Consider the following 19,781-nt stretch of genomic DNA (forward strand, 5'->3'; position numbering starts at 1 on the left):
TCCCCGGGAGAGGGATTACGCGTCCGGATACTCACGGATAAAACGTTCAACGTCTTCAACCATATGGTTGTTGCCGACGAAGAAGGAACGACGCTGGTGCAGACTTTCTGGCACGATGTCCAGAATGCGCTCTTTACCATCGCTCGCCTTGCCGCCCGCCTGTTCCGCCAGGAACGCCATCGGGTTGCATTCATACAGCAGACGCAGCTTCCCGTCCGGGTGGCTGGCGGTGCTTGGGTAGAGGTAAATGCCGCCTTTCAGCAGGTTACGGTGGAAATCCGCAACCAGGGAACCGATATAGCGGGAGGTGTAAGGGCGCTGCGTCGCTTTATCTTCTTCCTGGCAGAATTTAATGTACTTCTTCACGCCAGTCGGGAACTTGATGTAGTTACCTTCGTTGATGGAGTAGGTGTTGCCCTTCTCCGGGAAGCGCATACGTTCCTGACACAGGCAGAATACGCCCAGCGACGGATCGTAAGTAAAGGCATGAACGCCACAGCCGGTGGTGTAGACCAGCATGGTGGAGGAGCCATACACGACATAACCGGCAGCAACCTGCTGACTGCCAGGCTGCAGGAAATCTTCTTCTGTCACCGGCGTGCCAACAGGCGTGACGCGGCGGTAGATGGAGAAAATGGTACCGACAGAAACGTTAACGTCGATGTTGGAGGAGCCGTCCAGCGGATCCATCAGAACAACGTATTTCGCGTGTTCACACCCTTCGAATACGACAATTTCATCTTCTTCTTCAGAGGCGATACCCGCAACGATGTCGCGCGCGCGCAGTGCAGCTTTCAGTTTTTCATTTGCGAACAGATCGAGTTTCTGCTGAACCTCGCCCTGAACGTTCTCGGCACCGCTGGCACCCAGGATATCGACCAGACCGGCCTTGTTGATATCACGGTGGATGATCTTAGCGCCCAGCTTTATTGCCGACAGCAAAGCAGTGAGTTCACCGGTAGCATGAGAGAACTCGTGCTGCTTTTCGACAATAAATTCACCTAACGTTTTCATAACACTTTCCCTGCATCTTTGTGAGTAGAGCGATTGTATGTTCACTAAAACGACTAATGCCCAACAATCTTAACAAATATTCAAATAGTAGCGCAGAGGTGAATCGCGCCAGCAATATACGGATTTACCTGAAATGCGTTTCACACCCGCTAACATGTGAGTAAAATGTGCGCCACATTGAAGAAGGATAGTGACGTATGCGCATTCATATATTGGGGATTTGTGGCACTTTCATGGGCGGACTGGCAATGCTGGCGCGCTCGCTGGGCCATGAAGTGACAGGTTCGGACGCCAATGTGTATCCGCCGATGAGCACGCTCCTGGAGAAGCAGGGCATCTCTCTGATTCAGGGTTATGATGCCAGCCAGCTGGATCCCGCGCCGGATCTGGTGATCATTGGCAACGCCATGACGCGAGGTAATCCGTGCGTTGAGGCGGTACTGGAACGCAATATTCCGTTCATGTCTGGCCCACAGTGGCTGCATGATTTCGTCCTGCGTGACCGTTGGGTTGTTGCCGTGGCCGGTACGCACGGTAAAACCACCACCGCTGGTATGGCGACCTGGATCCTTGAAGCCTGTGGTTACAAGCCGGGCTTTGTGATCGGTGGTGTTCCGGGCAATTTCGACGTGTCTGCGCGTCTGGGGGAGAGCCCGTTCTTTGTGATCGAAGCCGATGAGTACGACTGTGCGTTCTTCGACAAGCGCTCCAAGTTTGTACACTACTGCCCGCGCACGCTGATCCTCAACAACCTTGAGTTCGATCATGCGGATATCTTTGACGATCTGAAAGCCATTCAGAAACAGTTCCACCACCTGGTGCGCATCGTTCCGGGTCAGGGCCGTATCATCCTGCCGGAGAACGACATCAATCTTAAGCAGACCATGGCGATGGGCTGCTGGAGCGAGCAGGAGCTGGTGGGTGAGCAGGGCCACTGGCAGGCGAAAAAACTCAACGTGGATGCCTCGGAGTGGGAAGTGTGGCTCGACGGCGAGAAAGTGGGTGAGGTGAAATGGGGCCTGGTTGGCGAACACAACATGCATAACGGCCTGATGGCAATCGCTGCCGCACGCCATGTGGGTGTTCAGCCTGCGGACGCGGCGAATGCGCTGGGTTCATTTATCAATGCCCGTCGCCGTCTGGAGCTGCGCGGTGAAGCCCACGGCGTAACCGTGTATGACGATTTCGCGCACCACCCAACTGCTATTCTGGCGACGCTTGCAGCGTTACGCGGCAAGGTCGGCGGTACCGCGCGCATTCTGGCGGTGCTGGAGCCACGCTCTAACACCATGAAAATGGGCATCTGCAAAGACGATCTCGCGCCATCCTTAGGGCGTGCCGACGAAGTCTTCCTGCTGCAGCCACAGCATATTCCGTGGCAGGTAGCTGAAGTGGCCGATGCCTGCATTCAGCCTGCGCACTGGAGTGCGGATGTTGATGCTCTGGCGGATATGGTGGTGAAAGCCGCTCAGCCGGGTGACCATATCCTGGTGATGAGTAACGGCGGTTTTGGTGGGATCCATCAGAAGCTGCTGGACGGTCTGGCGAAAAAGGCTGAGGCCGCAGAGTAAAAAAAGCCCGGTGGCGCTAGCGCTTACCGGGCCTACTCATTGCACGACCTTGTAGGCCGGATAAGGCGTTTACGCCGCCATCCGGCGCAAAACCGCACGGATTACTCTTCGTTCTCAGACAGCTCGCGCAGATACTGGAAAATCAGACGCGCGGACTTCGGCGGCTTATTCCCTTCTTTCTCTTTCTTCGCGTTGCGGATCAATGAACGCAGCTGCTGGCGGTCGGCATCCGGCCACAGGTTCAATACTTCCGGTACCGCATCATCACCCTGTTCAATCAGACGGTCGCGGATCTGCTCCAGCTTGTGGAACAGCGCAACCTGCTGGTTGTGGCGGTTTTTCAGTTTATCCAGCGCCTGGCGGATCGGATCGACGTCGCGCTGACGCAGCATTTTACCGATAAGCTGAAGCTGGCGACGACGGCCTTCTTTTTTGATTTTCTGTGCCAGTTCAATGGCATCACGCAGATCCTGGTCGAGCGGGATCTTATCCAGCGCGTTTTTACCCAGTTCCACCATTTCTGCGCCAAGCTGTTTTAACTCTTCGGCGTCGCGTTTAATTTCACTTTTACTGACCCAGATGATCTCATCATCTTCGTCTTCGATGTCATCACCGGGAACGTCGTCGAGCCAGTCTTCGGGCTGCTTAGTCATGTCAGGCTCCTTAAAAAAAGAGGCTAATGTTACCAGTTAAGACGCGCACTGAAAAACGGTTCTCTGTTAGACTTCAGTTAACTCTCTCTTACAGTATGGCATTTGCGATGAAAGTAACCTCACAAGTTGAAGCGCAGCGTAAGATTCTGGAAGAAGCCGTCTCCACCGCGCTGACGCTCGCTTCAGGTAAATCAGATGGCGCCGAAGTGGCGGTCAGCAAAACCACCGGCATTAGCGTGAGCACCCGCTATGGCGAAGTGGAGAATGTAGAATTTAACAGCGATGGCGCACTGGGGATCACGGTGTATCACCAGAACCGCAAAGGCAGCGCGTCGTCTACCGATCTCAGCCCCGATGCCATTGCCCGTACCGTGCAGGCGGCGCTGGATATTGCGCGTTACACCTCACCGGATCCTTATGCAGGCGTTGCGGATAAAGATCTGCTGGCGTTTGATGCCCCGGATCTCGATCTTTTCCACCCGGCGGAAGTCACCCCGGACGAAGCCATTGAGCTGGCCGCGCGTGCCGAACAGGCGTCTTTGCAGGCGGATAAACGCATCACCAATACCGAAGGCGGCAGCTTCAACAGCCACTACGGCATCAAAGTCTTCGGCAACAGTCACGGCATGCTGCAGGGCTATTGCTCCACCCGTCACTCGCTTTCCAGCTGCGTGATCGCCGAAGAAAACGGCGATATGGAGCGGGATTATGCTTACACCATCGGCCGCGCGCTGGGGGATTTACAGTCCCCTGAGTGGGTGGGCAAAGCGTGTGCTGAACGCACGCTGTCTCGCCTGTCACCGCGTAAGCTCTCCACCATGAAAGCCCCGGTTATTTTTGCCAATGAAGTGGCGACCGGCCTGTTTGGCCATCTGGTGGGCGCTATCGCGGGCGGCTCAGTTTACCGTAAATCGACCTTCCTGCTCGACTCACTGGGCAAACAGATCCTGCCGGAATGGCTGACCATTGAAGAGCACCCGCATCTGCTGAAAGGGCTGGCCTCCACGCCATTCGACAGCGAAGGCGTGCGCACGGAACGCCGCGATATCGTTAAGGACGGCATTCTGACCCAGTGGCTGCTGACCAACTACTCCGCGCGCAAGCTGGGGCTGAAAAGCACCGGACATGCGGGGGGCATCCATAACTGGCGCATTGCCGGACAGGGCCTGAACTTCGAGCAGATGCTGAAAGAGATGGGCACCGGCCTGGTGGTGACAGAACTGATGGGCCAGGGCGTGAGCGGCATTACCGGAGACTACTCTCGCGGTGCGGCAGGCTTCTGGGTCGAAAACGGCGAGATTCAGTATCCGGTGAGCGAAATTACCATCGCCGGCAACCTGAAGGACATGTGGCGCAATATCGTTACGGTCGGTAACGATATTGAAACACGTAGCAATATACAGTGTGGTTCTGTATTACTGCCGGAAATGAAAATCGCCGGCCAGTAATACCCGAAAAGCGTTTTAATAATAAAAAAGGAAGTGAGCAATGCGTAAACACCTGTTAGCGATCGTCGCGGCTTCAACGCTGGTTCTTGGCTCTTCTGCGTTTGCTGCCGATCTCGAAGACAACATGGACATCCTCAGTCAAAACCTGAAGGTCGTTCAGAAAACGGACAATGCGGCAGAAATGAAAAGCGCATTGACCAAAATGCGTGAAGCGGCGCTGGACGCGCAAAAAGCGACCCCGCCAAAGCTGGAAAGCAAAGCGGCAGACAGCGCAGAGATGAAGGACTATCGCCACGGCTTTGACGTGCTGGTCGGTCAGATTGACGGCGCGCTGAAGCTCGCTAACGAAGGCAAAGTGAAGGAAGCACAGGCGGCAGCCGACCAGTTTGTCGCGACGCGTAACACGTATCACAAAAAGTATCGTTAATTGGGTGCCTGAGCTGTACGTCCTTTCCCGTATGCGGGGGCGCAGTTAGCGCCCCCGCATCTTTGCTCCCTACTGGCCGGAGCGACACTCCATCCGCGCTGTCACTTCAAGCGAGCCGTTTCGAAAACGGATCTCGCACAGTGTTTTCCTCGTCACCAGCGTTAAGATGATTATTGTCAAAGCAATAATCATCAAAACCCGGATAATTGGGGATTGGCGTTTCATGGATGCCTCCTTGCTTTAAAGCGGGCGAGGTAGCGAACTCCACGGTCGTGACGTGTCGTTTCGAGCCCCCGCCCTGATTTTTTATCAGGCGGGGCTTTCCACTTTCCGTCCCATGCCTGAGACGGTCAGTCTCAAGCACCCGCCGCCACTCTAGCGAATCCCCATAAGAAAACCTTATCTACGTCACATTTCTACGAGTCGGCTCGTAATCTTTTCCGCTTCGCTCTCCCTGTATTTGCCGTCAGATAACGTGATATTCATCACGCAAATACAGCGATTTATCCAGATTCAGCCTATTTATGTGGCACAGATCACTGCTGCGGCTCGCCTTTCCACTTCGAAGTGGAAAACAACTCGCTACAAACCCGCCATCGCCAACGTTAGTTTTATTCCAGAGCCATTAACGGGGTAAGACCAGTGAGTAACGGAGCGGTAATGAACGACGTTGGGGATCAGGCGGAGCAAACAGAAAAGCTCGCGAACACCATGCTGCAGCAGGTTTATGCCCTGCTGGCCCGGCACAACATCATCCCCAATGCAGTACAGGAACAGATGCTCACCTCCCATGTCCGCGCGATGGCGCACCGGTCCGTGACCGGCGAGCCGCTGCCGGAAGTGGAGGCAGAGCTGTTCGACGAAATTTCACCGGATTCAATGCGGCTCGCCCGTGAAGTGGTAGCGCAGTTTGGCAACCTTCCTGATGAAGAAGCCTGGCTGCTCTCCGTTCACTTTGAAGTCGCGAAAGACAACCTTTAAGGAGCAACACATGGAACAGATTACAGTCGTGATTGGCGATCGCCTGGGTAAAGGCCAGAAAGTGGCTGCCGGTGTGGAAAAAGCGGGTGGACGTGCGGTTGTCGTGCCGGGTATGGCGGCAGATATGAAACTCGGCGACGTCATGAAAGCGGAAAACGCCACCTTCGGCATCTCCTTCTGCGGCAGCGGCGGCGCGGGGGCCATCACGGCGCAAACCAAATATGGCTACAAAGCGAAATACGGCATGCGCTCCGTGGATGAGGGGGTGACCGCCATCAACGAAGGCTGCAACGTGCTGGGCTTTGGCTTTATGGATAAAGAAGAGCTGGGCGAGCGTCTGGTGCAGGCGTGGCAGAAGAAGCACGGCGCATAAGCATGAAAGAACAGTTCACAACCACGGTGAGAGTGAAGGGGAAGGGCGACGCCAAAGCGCGCGCCTTTGCCGACGCACTCAACCACGTTCAGGCCGCGGTGATGAAAGCCTCACCGCATATCTTACTGCGTATTGAGCCACAGGATGTGCAGGTCGTTCAGGCGCAAGAAGCGGTGCGTAAAGAAGCGTTTCTGTTCTTCTTTTTGCGCCGGGAAAGACGCACCTACAGCGTGGAGCTGGATGTGACCGTCAACGTGACCGCCATCAATCTCGACCAGGTGGATTTCGTCACGCAACGCTGATTATTCATAAAAGGGCAGACTGATGTTCTTAATTATATTAATAAAATCGCTCATCATTGGCGGCCTGGTAGGCGTCGGTGTTGGAGCCGGGGCTGCACGCATGTTTCATGCGCCTACCACTCAGGGTATGGGCGCGTTTCGTACGTTGGGGGAACTGAACTCCTGCGAAGGGGATCCGGCTTCTCACTTCTCCTTTGGGTTAGGCTTCTTCTTTAACGCCTGGGCCTCTTCCGTGGCCGCAGGTGCCTTCACACAGGACGTAGACCACCGCATCATCCCAAACTGGGGTGCTGCAGCCTTGATGATCAAAAACCGTAACGTCGGCGAAACGCTGCACGATCCCCGCAAGATGGCGATTGCCTGCGGCATCATCGGCATGATTGTCGTCACCTTCCTTAACCTGACTGCCTCGTCTGTTCCGGCCGCACTGCAGGTCACCGCCGTGAAGGTGCTGGTACCGGCGGCAAACCTGCTGGTGAACACCGTGATGCCGGTGATCTTCTGGCTGGCGGCCATCGACGCGGGTAAAAAATCCGGCTTCTGGGCGACCATCTTCGGCGGCGCGGCGCAGCTGATTATGGGTAACGCCGTACCGGGCCTGGTACTGGGGATCCTGATCGGTAAAGGCGTGGAAGAGAGCGGCTGGAACCACGTCACCAAAGTGATGATGGCGGCCATCGTTCTGCTCTTCGTGCTGAGCGGCTTCTTCCGCGGCTTCGACATGAAGATGATTGAATCCTTCCATCTGACCGTGCCGAACTGGCTCGACATGATCCACAACTCGCTCAGCGGTAAATAACAGGAGCCTCTACATGGAACAGAATAAAGGTTTTTGGTATGCCGACTGGTCGTTCCCGATCTTCGTTGGCCTGCTCTCCTCCGGCGTGTTTGCCGGGACGCACATGTACTACCTCTACGGCATCGGCGCGTTTAACGAAGTGGCCTTCGTGGCGATGCTGAAGGCGGGAATTGATACCGGCGTATACGGCGCAGTGGCGGCGTTCGGCGCAAGCTTCCTGTTCGCCCGTATCATCGAAGGATCGCTGGTAGGGATCCTCGACATCGGCGGGGCGATCCAGACCGGCGTGGGTCTGGGTGTGCCAGCACTGCTGCTGGGCGCGGGGATCATGTTCCCGGTGACCAACTTCATTGCCTCGCTGATTACCGGCCTGGTGATTGGTCTGGCGATCGGCTACGTCATCATCCTGGCGCGTAAGTTCACCATCAACCAGAGCAACTCCACCTACGGGGCGGACGTGATGATGGGCGCGGGCAATGCCTCCGGTCGTTTTCTGGGGCCGTTGATTATCCTCAGCGCCATGACCGCTTCCATTCCGATTGGCGTCGGTTCCCTGCTGGGCGCGCTGCTGTTCTACATCTGGCAGAAGCCGATCACCGGCGGTGCCATCCTTGGCGCCATGATTTTAGGCTGGTTGTTCCCGGTCGCCCTTTAATACCTGCGGGCGCGCTGGCGCCCGCCTTATCAGGAGAACCCCATGTTTGATTTACTCCTGCGCCGTGCGCGCCTTAGCGACGATACCCTGACCGATATCGCCATTCTGGACGGGAAAATTGCCGCAACAGGCGATATAGACGCTCCCGCCCGCAAAACGGTGGAGCTGAACGGTGACGTGTTCGTCAGCGCAGGCTGGATCGACTCCCACGTCCACTGCTACCCGAACTCCCCTATTTACCACGACGAACCGGACAGCGTGGGTATTGCCACTGGCGTCACCACCGTGGTGGATGCGGGCAGTACCGGTGCCGACGACGTGGACGATTTCTACGAAATCACCCGCAAAGCCTCAACCGAGGTCTTTGCCCTGCTGAATATCTCCCGCGTGGGGCTGATTGCCCAGAACGAGCTGGCCAATATGGCGAATATTGATGCCGATGCCGTGAAGCAGGCGGTGAAACGGCATCCTGATTTTATCGTCGGGCTGAAAGCGCGCATGAGCAGCAGCGTGGTGGGTGAAAATGGTATTACGCCGCTGGAGCGCGCGAAAGCCATTCAGAAAGAGAACGGCGACCTGCCGCTGATGGTGCACATCGGCAATAACCCGCCTAACCTCGACGAAATTGCCGAGCTGCTGAGTTCGGGCGACATCATTACCCACTGCTACAACGGCAAGCCAAACCGCATTCTGACGCCCTCCGGCGAGCTGCGCGCCTCCATCACCTCCGCCCTGAAACGCGGTGTGCGGCTGGACGTAGGCCACGGTACGGCGAGCTTCAGCTTTGAAGTGGCGAAACGCGCCATCGCGATGGGCATTCTGCCGCACACCATCAGCTCGGATATCTACTGCCGCAACCGCATCAACGGCCCGGTGGGCTCGCTTTCGAGCGTGATGTCGAAATTCCTCGCCATCGGCATGTCATTGCCGCAGGTGATTGACTGCGTCACCGCCAACGCCGCCGACGGCCTGCGCCTGACGCGCAAAGGGCGTATCGAACCCGGCCTCGACGCCGACCTGACGCTGTTCACCCTTAAACGTCAGCCGACGGTGCTGACGGATGCTGAAAACGACAGCCTGCAGGCTGAACACATTCTGGTGCCGCTTGCCGCGATCCGCGCGGGCAAGGGCTACATGACCGAACAAGGGAGCACGGAACATGCCTTCGATTTATGAGAAGTACAACTTAAAGCAGGTTATCAACACCTCCGGCCGCATGACGGCGCTGGGTGTCTCCACGCCGCGCCCGGAGGTGGTGCAGGCGGCGATGGACGGCATGAATCACTATTTCGAGATGAAAGATCTGGTCAATAAAACCGGGGAATACATCGCGAAGCTGCTGGATGTGGAGGGCGCGACGGTGGTCTCCTGCGCATCCGCGGGCATCGCCCAGTCCGTGGCGGCGGTGCTGGTGAAAGACAGCGACTGGCTGCTGGAAAACCTGCACGTTACCCCAATTGAGAACAACGAAATCGTGCTGCCGAAAGGGCACAACGTTAACTTTGGCGCGCCGGTGGGCACCATGGTGGCGCTGGGCGGCGGCAAGCTGGTGGAAGCGGGCTACGCTAACGAATGCTCAGCCGAGCAGCTGGCGGCGGCCATCACCCCGCGCACCGCGGCGATCCTTTACATCAAATCGCACCACTGCGTGCAGAAAAGCATGCTCAGCGTTGAGCAGGCAGCGGTCGTGGCGCGCAAACACGATCTGCCCCTGATCGTCGATGCCGCAGCGGAAGAAGATCTGCATACCTATTACCGCTCCGGCGCCGACCTGGTGATCTACAGCGGCGCGAAAGCGATCGAAGGGCCCACCAGCGGCCTGGTGATCGGCAAGACCCAGTACGTTGAGTGGGTGAAGCGCCAGACGGCGGGCATTGGCCGCGCCATGAAGGTGGGTAAAGAGGGGATCCTCGGCCTGACCTGCGCCATCGAACACTACCTGACGGCGACTAAAGAGAGCGGGGCGGAGATGGTGGCGAAGATGACGCCGTTTATCGACGCGCTCAACACCCTGAACGGCGTTACCGCGCGCGTGGTCTGGGACAGCGCCGGTCGCGATATCGCGCGTACCGAGATTAAGTTCGACGAAGCCGTAACCGGCATCGGCACCGGCGAGCTGGTGAATGCCCTGAAGCAGGGCGAATACGCCATTTATTTCCGCGGCTACAAGGCCAACGAAGGGATTATCGAAGCGGACGTGCGCAGCGTGAACGCTGACCAGCTGAACATTGTTTACCGCCGCATAAGCGAAGTGTTAGGACAGGAGAAAAAGGCATGAAACTGACCCCCAATTTTTACCGTGACCGCGTCTGCCTGAACGTGCTGGCAGGCTCAAAAGCGAACGCCAGCGCCATTTACGAGGCGGCGGAAGGTCATGTGCTGGTGGGCGTGCTCTCCAAAAATTACCCGGACGTGCCCAGCGCGGTTGCTGATATGCGCGAGTACGCGGCGCTGATTGATAACGCGCTCTCGGTAGGCCTGGGGGCGGGTGACCCGAACCAGTCGGCGATGGTGAGCGAAATCTCCCGTCAGGTGCAGCCGCAGCACGTTAACCAGGTTTTCACTGGTGTAGCCACCAGCCGTGCGCTGCTGGGGCAGAATGATTCGGTGGTCAACGGTCTGGTCTCCCCGACCGGCACCGTCGGGATGGTAAAAATCTCCACCGGCCCGCTGAGCAGCGCGGCACCGGACGGCATTGTGCCGGTTGAAACGGCGATCGCCCTGCTGAAAGATTTTGGCGGCAGTTCAGTCAAATACTTTCCGATGGGCGGCCTGAAGTGCCGTGACGAATACCTGGCCGTGGCGGAAGCCTGCGCCCGTCACGACTTCTGGCTGGAGCCGACCGGGGGAATCGATCTGGAAAACTACGAGGCGATCCTGCAGATCGCCCTGGACGCGGGCGTGAGCAAAATCATTCCGCATATTTATAGTTCGATTATCGATAAAGCCAGCGGCGATACGCGTCCGGAAGATGTGCGTACGCTGCTTGCGATGACGAAGAAGCTGGTGAAGTAAAACAAAACCTTACCCCTCACCCCAGCCCTCTCCCCAAAGGGGAGAGGGTGTAATCGTCCCCTCTCCCCTTTGGGGAAAGGGTTAGGGTGAGGGGGGAACACACCGCATAACCCCAAAGGAGCCACCATGCACACCCGTACCCTGCTTGTCGCTTCACTCTCTTTACTGGCTAACGCCGCTATCGCCCAGCCGCAGTACGCCTGGGTCGGCACCTATAACCCCAACGGGGAAGGGCTGTACCGCTTTACCGTCGACCCGAGCACCGGTGCGCTCGGCGATAAAACGCTGGTGAGTCAGCTGCCGAACGCCGCGCAGCTGGCCGTCTCGCACGATGGCAAAACGCTGTATCTGGCAAGCGAAGTGGAGCAGGGCGTGGTGCAGGCGCTGCGGATAGATGATAACGGCGAGCTGAGCGAGCTGAATCAGGTCTCCTCCGGCGGTGCGGGGCCGGTGTATCTTTCGCTCACGCCGAACGGTCAGCATCTGCTGGTGGCGAACTACGTAAGCGGATCGATCGCAGTGCTGCCGATCAAAGCCGATGGCAGCCTGGGTGACGCCACGGATCGGCATCAGGATCAGGGTGAGCCAGGCGCTGCGAAACCGGAGGCGGCAGCAGAAGGCAGTTTTGCTATCAGCGATCATAATGGCCCCCATGCGCACATGATCGCCGCCGATCCGAGCGGGAAATATGTGTTTTCCACCGATCTGGGGCTGGATCGTATCTATCAGTACCGCTTTGACGATCGAACCGGCAAGCTGACGCCGAACGATCCGCCGTTTATCAGCGCCTCCTCAAAAGGAGCCGGGCCGCGGCACTTTGCCTTTACGCCGAAGGGGGATGCGCTGTGGCTGATTAACGAAGAGGCGTCTACGCTCACCCATTATACGCTGGACAGCAACGGCAGGCTGAAAGAGGGCAAAACGCTCTCCGCGCTGCCAGAAGGTTACAAAGGCACCAGTTTTGCGGCCGGACTGGCGCTGAGTGCAGATGGTAAACAGCTGTACGTGGCTAACCGTTTGCATAACAGCATCGGGCATTTTACCGTAACAGCGGAGGGCACGCTGACGCATCAGGACGATGTCTGGACGCGTGGCGACTACCCGCGCACCCTGACGCTCGATAAACAGGGGCGCTGGCTGTACGTCATGAACCAGCGCAGCGACAACATTACCCGTTTCCGCGTCGGTCAGGACGGCAAGCTAAGCTTTGAGTCAGACTACACCCCGGTCGGCAGCCCATCCCAGATGGTCATTTCACCCTGAGCAGTAAGAGGACAACGACGTGCGATTTCCGAACCAACGTTTAGCGCAACTTTTTGATCTGTTGCAAAACGAGACGCTGCCGCAGGACGAGCTGGCGCAGCGGCTGTCGGTCTCCACGCGAACCGTCCGGGCGGATATTTCCGCCCTGAACGCGCTGCTGGCAAGCCACGGCGCGCAGTTTATTCTCAGCCGCGGCAATGGCTACCAGCTCAAAATTGACGATGCGGTACGTTATCAGCAGCTACAGGCTTCCCATCCGCGCGCGCTGCGCATTCCCCGTACCGGGCCGGAGCGCGTGCATTATCTGGTGGTGCGTTTTCTCACCTCGGCGTTTTCACTCAAGCTGGAAGACCTGGCCGATGAGTGGTTCGTCAGCCGCGCCACGCTGCAGAGCGATATGGTGGAGGTGCGGGAGTGGTTCCACCGCTACAACCTGACGCTGGAAACGCGTCCACGCCACGGCATGAAGCTGTTTGGCAGTGAGATGGCGACCCGCGCCTGTCTGACCGATCTGCTCTGGGAGCTGGCCCAGCAGGACAGCCTGAACCCGCTGGTGACCGACGTGGCGCTCAATGCCGGAGTAGCAGAGCAGATGGTGCCCGTACTGCACGAGGCGCTGACGCGGCATCACATCCGCCTGACCGACGAAGGCGAGCTGTTCCTGCGACTCTACTGCGCGGTGTCGGTGCGCCGGATCAGCGAGGGGTATCCACTGCCGGAATTCCACGCCGAAGATGTGGAAGAGAATGTGCGTGACGCGGCGAAAGATATCGCGGTGACCATTCAGCAACTGGCGGGCAAAGCGCTGTCCCCTTCGGAAGAGAGCTGGCTGTGCGTGCATATCGCCGCGCGGCAGATCCAGGATATCGCGCCGAGCGCCATCAATGCGGATGACGACGAAGCGCTGGTCAACTACATCCTGCGCTATATCAACACCCACTATAACTACAACCTGCTCAGCGACGAGCAGCTGCATGCGGATCTGCTTACCCATATCAAAACCATGATCACCCGCGTGCGGTATCAAATCATGATCCCGAATCCGCTGCTGGATAACATCAAGCAACACTATCCGATGGCGTGGGATATGACGCTGGCGGCAGTCTCAAGCTGGGGCAAATACACGCCGTATGTGATCAGCGAAAACGAGATTGGCTTCCTGGTGCTGCATATTGGCGTCGGGCTGGAGCGCCACTACAACATTGGCTACCAGCGCCAGCCGCGCGTGCTGCTGGTGTGCGATGCCGGTAATGCCATGGTGCGTATGATTGAGGCGGTGCTGCAGCGCAAATACCCGCAGATTGAGGTCACACGCACGCTTACGCTTCGCGAGTACGAGCAGACGGAATCCATTAACGAAGACTTTGTGATCTCAACTGCCCGCGTCAGTGAAAAGTCTAAGCCGGTGGTGATGATCGCCCCGTTCCCGACGGACTACCAGCTGGAGCAGATTGGCAAGCTGGTGCTGGTTGACAGAACCCGTCCGTGGATGCTGGACAAATACTTCGACGCTGCGCATTTCCGTATTCTCAACGCCCCTGTGGACCAGCAAACGCTGTTCCGCGAGCTCTGCGTCCAGCTTGAAGAGGAGGGCTTTGTGGGGGCTGAGTTCCTCGACTCGGTCGTTGAGCGTGAAGCCATCGTCAGCACCATGCTCGGCGACGGCATCGCGCTGCCGCACTCCCTTGGCCTGCTGGCACAGAAAACGGTGGTCTATACCGTGCTCGCCCCGCACGGCGTCCAGTGGGGCGACGAAACCGCCCACGTTATCTTCCTGCTCGCCATCAGCAAAAGCGAATACGAAGAGGCGATGGCGATCTACGATATTTTCGTCACCTTCCTGCGCGAACGTGCGATGTCACGGCTCTGTAGCTGCGGAGATTTTGCCGAGTTTAAGGCGGTGGCGATGGAGAGTTTGAGCCGGTTTTGAGAGGCGTTATCCAGAATTCGATGTAATGCGAATGTAATGCTAAACTGCATTACACATTCGATTCGCCTGGAGGCATAATGGCTACGCTTAACGTCCGTCTGGATGACAAACTCAAAAACGAGGCTTATGCCGTGCTGGAAAAACTCAATATCACCCCAACAGAAGCCGTGCGACTCCTTTTTCAGTACGTTGCGGAGACGGGGCGCATGCCGGTGAAAACGGTCACGATTAGCGACAGCGAAGATGCGCTGATACAGACAGTCCGGGAGCGACTGGCTAATCCGCAAAAGGGAATTAAGGTTAGTCTGGATGACTTATGAACTGGAATTTGACCCGAGGGCGTTAAAAGAGTGGAGCAAGCTGGGGGAGACTGTAAAAAAGCAGTTCAGGAAGAAACTTGCCGAGGTGTTGGTAAACCCCCGGATCGAATCGGCCCGTCTGCATACCCTGCCTGATTGCTACAAAATAAAACTCAGATCCCAGGGTTACCGTTTGGTCTATCAGGTTCAGGACAACGTGGTAACGGTAGTTGTCATCGCTATTGGGAAAAGAGAGAAATTAACCGTATATCACGATGCTAACAAACGGCTATAGCGTTCAGCGCAAATGATGCACAACCTGGTTACTGCTGCCGCGCCAGATAAGCGCCGGGTCTTTTAAATCCTGTACAAATTTGCCGTCGACCAGCACGTTAATCAGATCCACCACTTCCCTTTGCTGCGCGTTCAGCTCGTCCAGCTTATAGCCCGTCCAGACCCAGATATCTTTTCCTGCGCACTCGCGGCGAATGCGTTTCACCAGCTTCAGGATCTCCGGCACGTTTTGCGGATGCAGCGGATCGCCGCCGGAGAGCGAAATCCCCTGGCGTTTGATGCGGGTGTCGTTGAGGTCGTTAATGATCCGGTCTTCCACCTCGGCAGTAAACGGCATGCCGGAATTGAGCCGCCAGGTGCTTTTGTTGTAGCAGCCAGGGCATTCGTGCACGCAGCCTGAGACAAAAAGAGTGCAGCGGGTGCCGGGGCCGTTAACGATGTCGACGGGGTAGTACTGGTGATATCGCATAGAAATGTCCAGAGAATGTATGCGCGCTGATGCCCTCACCCCGGCCCTCTCCCACGGGGAGAGGGGGAAGAGTTCCCTCTCCCTTGAGGGAGAGGGCTAGGGTGAGGGGGAGAACACGGAACTTACCCGATCTGCCCATTCCCTAAATGCTTCACGCGGCGTTTCACCTCTTCCTGCTTACCGGCGTTGAACGGACGCGCATCCGGGCTGCCAAGATAGCCGCACACGCGGCGGGTTACCGATACGCGGGCCGCATCGTGGTTGCCGCATTTCGGGCAGGTAAAGCCTTTACTGGTACACTCAAACTCGCCGGTAAAGCCGCACTCGTAGCACTCGTCGATAGGCGTGTTGGTGCCGTAATACGGCACGTGCTGATAGCTGTAATCCCACACGTCTTCCAGCGCTTTAAGGTTGTGCTGGATGTTCGGGTATTCGCCGTAGCAGATAAAGCCGCCGCTGGCGATAGGGGGATAAGCCGCTTCAAAGTCAATCTTGTCGTACGGGTTAACCTTTTTCTCCACGTCCAGGTGGAAGCTGTTGGTGTAGTAACCTTTATCAGTCACCCCTTCCACAATACCGAACTCGGCGGTGTCCAGACGGCAGAAACGGTCACACAGGTTTTCGCTCGGCGTGCTGTACAGGCTAAAGCCGTAGCCGGTCTCTTCTTTCCACTGGTCAACGGCATCGCGCAGGCGCTGAACAATGGCGATGCCTTTCTCGCGCAGCGCGTCGCTGTCATACATATGCGTGTTGCCAAACAGGGCGTTGATGGTTTCGTGAATGCCGATATAGCCCAGCGAGATCGACGCACGACCGTTTTTGAAGATCTCAGACACATCGTCGTCCGCTTTCAGACGTACGCCGCAGGCCCCTTCCATATAGAGGATCGGTGCCACGCGTGCCTTGACCCCTTCCAGACGGGCTATGCGGGTCATCAGCGCTTTACGTGCCAGGTGTAAACGCTCATCCAGCAGCGCCCAGAAGGTGTCTTCATTACCTTTGGCTTCCAGCGCGATGCGCGGCAGGTTCAGGCTTATCACGCCCAGGTTGTTGCGGCCGTCATGCACCTGCTCACCATTTTCGTCCTCATACACGCCGAGGAAGCTGCGACAGCCCATCGGGGTTTTAAACGAACCGGTGACTTTCACCACCTGGTCGTAGTTCAGAATGTCCGGATACATACGCTTGCTCGCGCACTCCAGCGCCAGCTGTTTAATGTCGTAGTTCGGGTCACCAAACTTATGGTTCAGGCCGTCGCGGATGGCGAATACCAGTTTCGGGAACACCGCCGTTTTGCGGTTTTTGCCAAGACCGGAGATACGGTTACGCAGAATGGACTGCTGAATCAGACGCGATTCCCAGCTGGTTCCCAGACCAAAGCCGAACGTGACAAACGGCGTCTGACCATTCGCGGTATGCAGCGTGTTCACCTCGTACTCCAGCGACTGGAACGCGTCATAGCACTCTTTCTCGGTGCGGGAATGGGCGTAGCCGTCAGCATCGGGGATCTGCCACTCTTCCGCCGTTTTACGGTGCTTCTTAAAGCTGGCGGTAACAAACGGGGCCAGCACTTCATCAATGCGGTTAATGGTGGTGCCGCCGTAAATGTGGCTCGCGACCTGGGCGATAATCTGCGCCGTGACGGCCGTCGCTGTGGAGATGGACTTCGGCGGCTCAATCTCGGCGTTACCCATTTTAAAACCGTGGGTCAGCATGCCTTTGAGGTCGATCAGCATGCAGTTAAACATCGGGAAGAACGGCGAGTAGTCGAGATCGTGGTAGTGGATCTCACCGCGCTCGTGCGCCGATACCACGTCGCGCGGCAACAGATGCTGACGGGCGTAGTGTTTAGCCACGATACCGGCCAGCAGGTCGCGCTGGGTCGGGATCACCTTGCTGTCTTTATTGGCGTTTTCATTGAGCAGGGCGGAGTTGGTCTGCTCGACCAGACCCCGGATTTCCTGATTCAGACGACCGCGCTTCTCACGCTGGACGTCGCGGTCGTGGCGGTACTCAATATAAGCGCGCGCTAACTGCTTGTAAGGACCAGACATCAGCTGGTTCTCAACCGCAGTCTGGATCTCGCTGATATCCACCTGGCTGCGTTCGTTCATCTGGCGGCTAACGACGTCTGCGACGGTGGCGCAGTAATCTGCGTCATCGACTCCCGCTGCTTTAGCTGCACGCAGAATGGCTTCCTGAATGCGCTCTGATTTAAACGGCACTTTACAGCCATCACGTTTCATCACATGCGGTGTCATGATCACTCCATTTTAAAAACAGGTTATCCACAGAGGTGGGGAAGTATGCACCGGGTGGATTATCAGCCAGCCCAATGACTTCCCGCGTTCCCGACCCTTGTTATCCACAATCCCGGAGAGCGGAGTCGCCGTGTTGTTGTTGGAATAGTAGACGATAAATACAAGATGTTGGGTTGGCCAGCATTTTAAGTGCTACATATAGTGATTTGCATCAAACATGTTTGCGATTTTTTTGATTCAGAACAAAGTAAAAAGACGAGAGTACAAACGGCGGGCGCTGGAGCGAATGTAAATCCGCAAAGGAAAAATCTGATTAATTATTCAACAAAAACAGTAAAGTAAGCCGGGCGCTGCTGTTACGCCCGGCGGGAGATTACGCCTGTAGCCACCAGACGGCTTCAAACGGACGTAGCGTGGTGGTATGTGGGGCCGGGTAATTACTCATGACGGCCTGCCACTCACCGCTGAGAACATCAGATTCCCATTCATGAGACTGATGGCTGAGGTTAGCCACCACCACCAGGGTTTTCCCCTGCCACTGGCGGCGATAACACCACAGGAACGGATGTTCCGGCAGCAGATCCTGATAATCGCCCCACGTCAGCACCGGCAGGGTTTTGCGCAGGCGAATCAGCGACTGGTAGGTATAAAACACCGAATCGGGATCGTCCAGCGCCGCGCGGGCGTTCACCGTCTCGTAGTTGTCGCAGACGCCAATCCACGGCTCACCTTCGGTAAAACCCGCATTGTGCGAGGCATCCCACTGCATCGGCGTGCGCCCGTTATCGCGCGACTTACTCGCCAGAATCGCCAGGAGTTCGTTCGGATCGCGGCCGTTAGCCCGCAGTTCGGCGAACATGTTCAGGCTTTCCACGTCGCGGTAATCGGTGATGCGGCTGAAGTGCGGGTTGGTCATGCCAAGCTCTTCACCCTGATAGATATACGGCGTGCCCTGCATCCCGTGCAGCACCATGCCCAGCATCTTCGCCGCCGGTACGCGGTATTCGCCTTCATCGCCAAAGCGCGACACAATGCGCGGCTGATCGTGGTTACACCAGAACAGCGCGTTCCACGCTTTGTTATGCATCCCCTGCTGCCAGTGGTTGAAGAGGGTTTTCAGCGCCACGAAATCCGGTTTTGCCAGCGTCCATTTTTCGCCGCCGGGGTAATCCACCTTCAGATGATGGAAGTTAAAGGTCATCGACAGCTCGCGCCCGTCGAGAGACGCATACTGCTGGCAGTTCTCCAGCGAGGTGGAGGACATCTCGCCCACCGTCATCAGATTACGCGGCGTAAAGACGTCGCGGCTCATCTCCTGGAGATATTCATGAATGCGCGGCCCATCGGTGTAGAAGCGGCGACCGTCGCCAATATCGTCATTCGGGAAAGCCTGGTCTTTCGAAATCAGGTTAATCACATCCAGACGCAGGCCGTCCACGCCGCGATCGGCCCAGAACTCGCACACCTTTTTCAGTTCGGCGCGCACGGCCGGATTCTCCCAGTTGAGATCCGCCTGCTCCGGGGCGAAGAGGTGCAGATAATACTGCTCGCTCTCGGCGTGCCAGCGCCAGGCGTTGCCGCCGAATTTGGAGCGCCAGTTGTTGGGAAGCTGCTCCGGCGTGCCGTCGCGCCAGATATAAAACTGGCGGTACGGGCTGGCTTTATTCAGTGATTCACGGAACCAGGCGTGCTGGGTTGACGTGTGGTTAAACACCATATCCAGCACGATGCGAATGCCGCGTTCATGCGCCCGGGCGACCAGCTCGTCAAAGTCATCCAGCGTGCCGTACGCCGGGTCGATGGCGGTGTAATTCGCCACGTCGTAGCCGTTATCCACCTGCGGGGAGATGTAAAACGGCGTCAGCCAGATGGCGTCAATACCGAGGGTTTTCAGGTAGTCCAGCCGCTGCGTCACGCCGCGCAAATCGCCGGTGCCGCTGCCGGTCGTGTCCTGAAAACTTTTTGGGTAAATCTGATAGATGACTCCGTTCTGCCACCAGTGAGGAAGGGTATTCATAATGCGTTCC

21 protein-coding genes are annotated in these 19,781 nt (G+C 57.1%); 15 read left to right on the forward strand and 6 right to left on the reverse strand.

Translation table 11 applies throughout. The annotated features are described in order from the left end of the window. Positions 1-15: 15 nt before the first annotated feature. On the reverse strand, positions 16-1,014 hold the full coding sequence (gene fbp, locus ACQG19_RS02475) for a class 1 fructose-bisphosphatase (protein ID WP_013095345.1): 999 nt from the start codon (positions 1,012-1,014) through the stop codon (positions 16-18). Positions 1,015-1,211: 197 nt separating this feature from the next. Between fbp and mpl the strand changes: the two genes are divergently transcribed. Further along, positions 1,212-2,585: a UDP-N-acetylmuramate:L-alanyl-gamma-D-glutamyl-meso-diaminopimelate ligase gene (mpl, locus tag ACQG19_RS02480; protein WP_013095346.1), complete on the forward strand. Its 1,374-nt coding sequence runs from the start codon at positions 1,212-1,214 to the stop codon at positions 2,583-2,585. A gap of 101 nt (positions 2,586-2,686) precedes the next feature. On the opposite strand, the gene yjgA is transcribed toward mpl, so the two are convergent. Next, positions 2,687-3,238, reverse strand: coding sequence for a ribosome biogenesis factor YjgA (gene yjgA / locus ACQG19_RS02485; protein WP_008501414.1), 552 nt, complete (start codon positions 3,236-3,238; stop codon positions 2,687-2,689). A 95-nt stretch (positions 3,239-3,333) separates the two neighbouring features. Here yjgA and pmbA point away from each other — a divergent pair, with 95 nt between their 5' ends. Continuing rightward, positions 3,334-4,686 carry a metalloprotease PmbA gene (gene pmbA, locus ACQG19_RS02490; RefSeq protein ID WP_032618803.1) on the forward strand — a complete coding sequence of 451 codons (1,353 nt, stop codon included), beginning with the start codon at positions 3,334-3,336 and terminating at the stop codon, positions 4,684-4,686. A gap of 40 nt (positions 4,687-4,726) precedes the next feature. Beyond that, the gene (gene cybC / locus ACQG19_RS02495) at positions 4,727-5,113 is read left to right on the forward strand and encodes a cytochrome b562 (protein ID WP_013095348.1); all 387 of its coding nucleotides are present in this window, start codon (positions 4,727-4,729) and stop codon (positions 5,111-5,113) included. A gap of 69 nt (positions 5,114-5,182) precedes the next feature. Here the strand turns inward: cybC and ACQG19_RS02500 are convergent, their stop codons facing one another. After that, positions 5,183-5,338 (reverse strand): Hok/Gef family protein, encoded by a 156-nt coding sequence (locus ACQG19_RS02500; protein ID WP_020688727.1) that lies wholly within the window; start codon positions 5,336-5,338, stop codon positions 5,183-5,185. A gap of 417 nt (positions 5,339-5,755) precedes the next feature. On the opposite strand from ACQG19_RS02500, the gene ACQG19_RS02505 reads away from it, so the two are divergent. The 12 genes from ACQG19_RS02505 to ACQG19_RS02560 all read left to right on the forward strand — a co-directional run bounded on the left by ACQG19_RS02505 (position 5,756) and on the right by ACQG19_RS02560 (position 15,025). Further along, the gene (locus ACQG19_RS02505; RefSeq protein ID WP_028027887.1) at positions 5,756-6,094 is read left to right on the forward strand and encodes a glycine dehydrogenase; all 339 of its coding nucleotides are present in this window, start codon (positions 5,756-5,758) and stop codon (positions 6,092-6,094) included. A gap of 10 nt (positions 6,095-6,104) precedes the next feature. Next, positions 6,105-6,467 carry an SFCGS family glycine-rich protein gene (locus ACQG19_RS02510; protein WP_006179053.1) on the forward strand — a complete coding sequence of 121 codons (363 nt, stop codon included), beginning with the start codon at positions 6,105-6,107 and terminating at the stop codon, positions 6,465-6,467. 2 nt (positions 6,468-6,469) lie between these two features. Further along, on the forward strand, positions 6,470-6,769 hold the full coding sequence (locus tag ACQG19_RS02515) for a DUF4312 family protein (protein ID WP_006810338.1): 300 nt from the start codon (positions 6,470-6,472) through the stop codon (positions 6,767-6,769). 22 nt (positions 6,770-6,791) lie between these two features. After that, positions 6,792-7,568 carry a DUF4311 domain-containing protein gene (locus tag ACQG19_RS02520; RefSeq protein ID WP_006810337.1) on the forward strand — a complete coding sequence of 259 codons (777 nt, stop codon included), beginning with the start codon at positions 6,792-6,794 and terminating at the stop codon, positions 7,566-7,568. Between the two features lie 13 nt (positions 7,569-7,581). Further along, positions 7,582-8,223: a DUF4310 family protein gene (locus ACQG19_RS02525; protein WP_013095350.1), complete on the forward strand. Its 642-nt coding sequence runs from the start codon at positions 7,582-7,584 to the stop codon at positions 8,221-8,223. Between the two features lie 42 nt (positions 8,224-8,265). Next, entirely contained in the window at positions 8,266-9,399 is a 1,134-nt protein-coding gene (locus ACQG19_RS02530; RefSeq protein ID WP_038418558.1) for an amidohydrolase/deacetylase family metallohydrolase, read from the forward strand. Further along, a complete protein-coding gene (locus tag ACQG19_RS02535; protein ID WP_222169092.1) occupies positions 9,383-10,501 on the forward strand; it encodes a DgaE family pyridoxal phosphate-dependent ammonia lyase in 1,119 nt (372 codons plus the stop codon). The genes ACQG19_RS02530 and ACQG19_RS02535 overlap by 17 nt, the downstream gene beginning before the upstream one ends. Continuing rightward, the gene (dagF, locus tag ACQG19_RS02540) at positions 10,498-11,238 is read left to right on the forward strand and encodes a 2-dehydro-3-deoxy-phosphogluconate aldolase (protein ID WP_013095353.1); all 741 of its coding nucleotides are present in this window, start codon (positions 10,498-10,500) and stop codon (positions 11,236-11,238) included. Before ACQG19_RS02535 ends, dagF begins: the two co-directional genes overlap by 4 nt. Positions 11,239-11,364: 126 nt before the next feature. Beyond that, the gene (locus ACQG19_RS02545; protein ID WP_222169091.1) at positions 11,365-12,501 is read left to right on the forward strand and encodes a lactonase family protein; all 1,137 of its coding nucleotides are present in this window, start codon (positions 11,365-11,367) and stop codon (positions 12,499-12,501) included. 19 nt (positions 12,502-12,520) lie between these two features. Further along, positions 12,521-14,431 (forward strand): BglG family transcription antiterminator, encoded by a 1,911-nt coding sequence (locus ACQG19_RS02550; RefSeq protein ID WP_151347751.1) that lies wholly within the window; start codon positions 12,521-12,523, stop codon positions 14,429-14,431. A 77-nt stretch (positions 14,432-14,508) separates the two neighbouring features. Next, the gene (locus ACQG19_RS02555) at positions 14,509-14,751 is read left to right on the forward strand and encodes a type II toxin-antitoxin system RelB/DinJ family antitoxin (RefSeq protein ID WP_008501400.1); all 243 of its coding nucleotides are present in this window, start codon (positions 14,509-14,511) and stop codon (positions 14,749-14,751) included. Next, entirely contained in the window at positions 14,741-15,025 is a 285-nt protein-coding gene (locus tag ACQG19_RS02560; protein ID WP_222169090.1) for a type II toxin-antitoxin system RelE family toxin, read from the forward strand. The genes ACQG19_RS02555 and ACQG19_RS02560 overlap by 11 nt, the downstream gene beginning before the upstream one ends. 3 nt (positions 15,026-15,028) lie before the next feature. On the opposite strand, the gene nrdG is transcribed toward ACQG19_RS02560, so the two are convergent. The 3 genes from nrdG to treC all read right to left on the reverse strand — a co-directional run bounded on the left by nrdG (position 15,029) and on the right by treC (position 19,771). After that, entirely contained in the window at positions 15,029-15,493 is a 465-nt protein-coding gene (gene nrdG, locus ACQG19_RS02565; protein WP_013095356.1) for an anaerobic ribonucleoside-triphosphate reductase-activating protein, read from the reverse strand. 122 nt (positions 15,494-15,615) lie between these two features. Then, the gene (gene nrdD / locus ACQG19_RS02570; RefSeq protein WP_246932100.1) at positions 15,616-17,754 is read right to left on the reverse strand and encodes an anaerobic ribonucleoside-triphosphate reductase; all 2,139 of its coding nucleotides are present in this window, start codon (positions 17,752-17,754) and stop codon (positions 15,616-15,618) included. A gap of 373 nt (positions 17,755-18,127) precedes the next feature. Beyond that, entirely contained in the window at positions 18,128-19,771 is a 1,644-nt protein-coding gene (gene treC / locus ACQG19_RS02575) for an alpha,alpha-phosphotrehalase (RefSeq protein ID WP_246932098.1), read from the reverse strand. Positions 19,772-19,781 lie beyond the last annotated feature (10 nt).

The organism is Enterobacter cloacae complex sp. 277I4 (genome assembly GCF_050031465.1).
Classification (GTDB): Bacteria; Pseudomonadota; Gammaproteobacteria; order Enterobacterales; family Enterobacteriaceae; genus Enterobacter; species Enterobacter cloacae.

What these genes read in the sequence shown, in the direction of transcription:
- ACQG19_RS02555 (WP_008501400.1), top strand. Translation starts at nt 14,509, where the DNA reads ATGGCTACGCTTAACGTCCGTCTGGATGACAAACTCAAAAACGAGGCT.
- cybC (WP_013095348.1), top strand. Translation starts at nt 4,727, where the DNA reads ATGCGTAAACACCTGTTAGCGATCGTCGCGGCTTCAACGCTGGTTCTT.
- ACQG19_RS02535 (WP_222169092.1), top strand. Translation starts at nt 9,383, where the DNA reads ATGCCTTCGATTTATGAGAAGTACAACTTAAAGCAGGTTATCAACACC.
- ACQG19_RS02515 (WP_006810338.1), top strand. Translation starts at nt 6,470, where the DNA reads ATGAAAGAACAGTTCACAACCACGGTGAGAGTGAAGGGGAAGGGCGAC.
- ACQG19_RS02545 (WP_222169091.1), top strand. Translation starts at nt 11,365, where the DNA reads ATGCACACCCGTACCCTGCTTGTCGCTTCACTCTCTTTACTGGCTAAC.
- ACQG19_RS02525 (WP_013095350.1), top strand. Translation starts at nt 7,582, where the DNA reads ATGGAACAGAATAAAGGTTTTTGGTATGCCGACTGGTCGTTCCCGATC.
- nrdD (WP_246932100.1), bottom strand. Translation starts at nt 17,754, where the DNA reads ATGACACCGCATGTGATGAAACGTGATGGCTGTAAAGTGCCGTTTAAA.
- ACQG19_RS02520 (WP_006810337.1), top strand. Translation starts at nt 6,792, where the DNA reads ATGTTCTTAATTATATTAATAAAATCGCTCATCATTGGCGGCCTGGTA.
- yjgA (WP_008501414.1), bottom strand. Translation starts at nt 3,238, where the DNA reads ATGACTAAGCAGCCCGAAGACTGGCTCGACGACGTTCCCGGTGATGAC.
- ACQG19_RS02510 (WP_006179053.1), top strand. Translation starts at nt 6,105, where the DNA reads ATGGAACAGATTACAGTCGTGATTGGCGATCGCCTGGGTAAAGGCCAG.
- treC (WP_246932098.1), bottom strand. Translation starts at nt 19,771, where the DNA reads ATGAATACCCTTCCTCACTGGTGGCAGAACGGAGTCATCTATCAGATT.
- mpl (WP_013095346.1), top strand. Translation starts at nt 1,212, where the DNA reads ATGCGCATTCATATATTGGGGATTTGTGGCACTTTCATGGGCGGACTG.
- nrdG (WP_013095356.1), bottom strand. Translation starts at nt 15,493, where the DNA reads ATGCGATATCACCAGTACTACCCCGTCGACATCGTTAACGGCCCCGGC.
- ACQG19_RS02500 (WP_020688727.1), bottom strand. Translation starts at nt 5,338, where the DNA reads ATGAAACGCCAATCCCCAATTATCCGGGTTTTGATGATTATTGCTTTG.
- pmbA (WP_032618803.1), top strand. Translation starts at nt 3,334, where the DNA reads ATGGCATTTGCGATGAAAGTAACCTCACAAGTTGAAGCGCAGCGTAAG.
- fbp (WP_013095345.1), bottom strand. Translation starts at nt 1,014, where the DNA reads ATGAAAACGTTAGGTGAATTTATTGTCGAAAAGCAGCACGAGTTCTCT.
- dagF (WP_013095353.1), top strand. Translation starts at nt 10,498, where the DNA reads ATGAAACTGACCCCCAATTTTTACCGTGACCGCGTCTGCCTGAACGTG.
- ACQG19_RS02560 (WP_222169090.1), top strand. Translation starts at nt 14,741, where the DNA reads ATGACTTATGAACTGGAATTTGACCCGAGGGCGTTAAAAGAGTGGAGC.
- ACQG19_RS02530 (WP_038418558.1), top strand. Translation starts at nt 8,266, where the DNA reads ATGTTTGATTTACTCCTGCGCCGTGCGCGCCTTAGCGACGATACCCTG.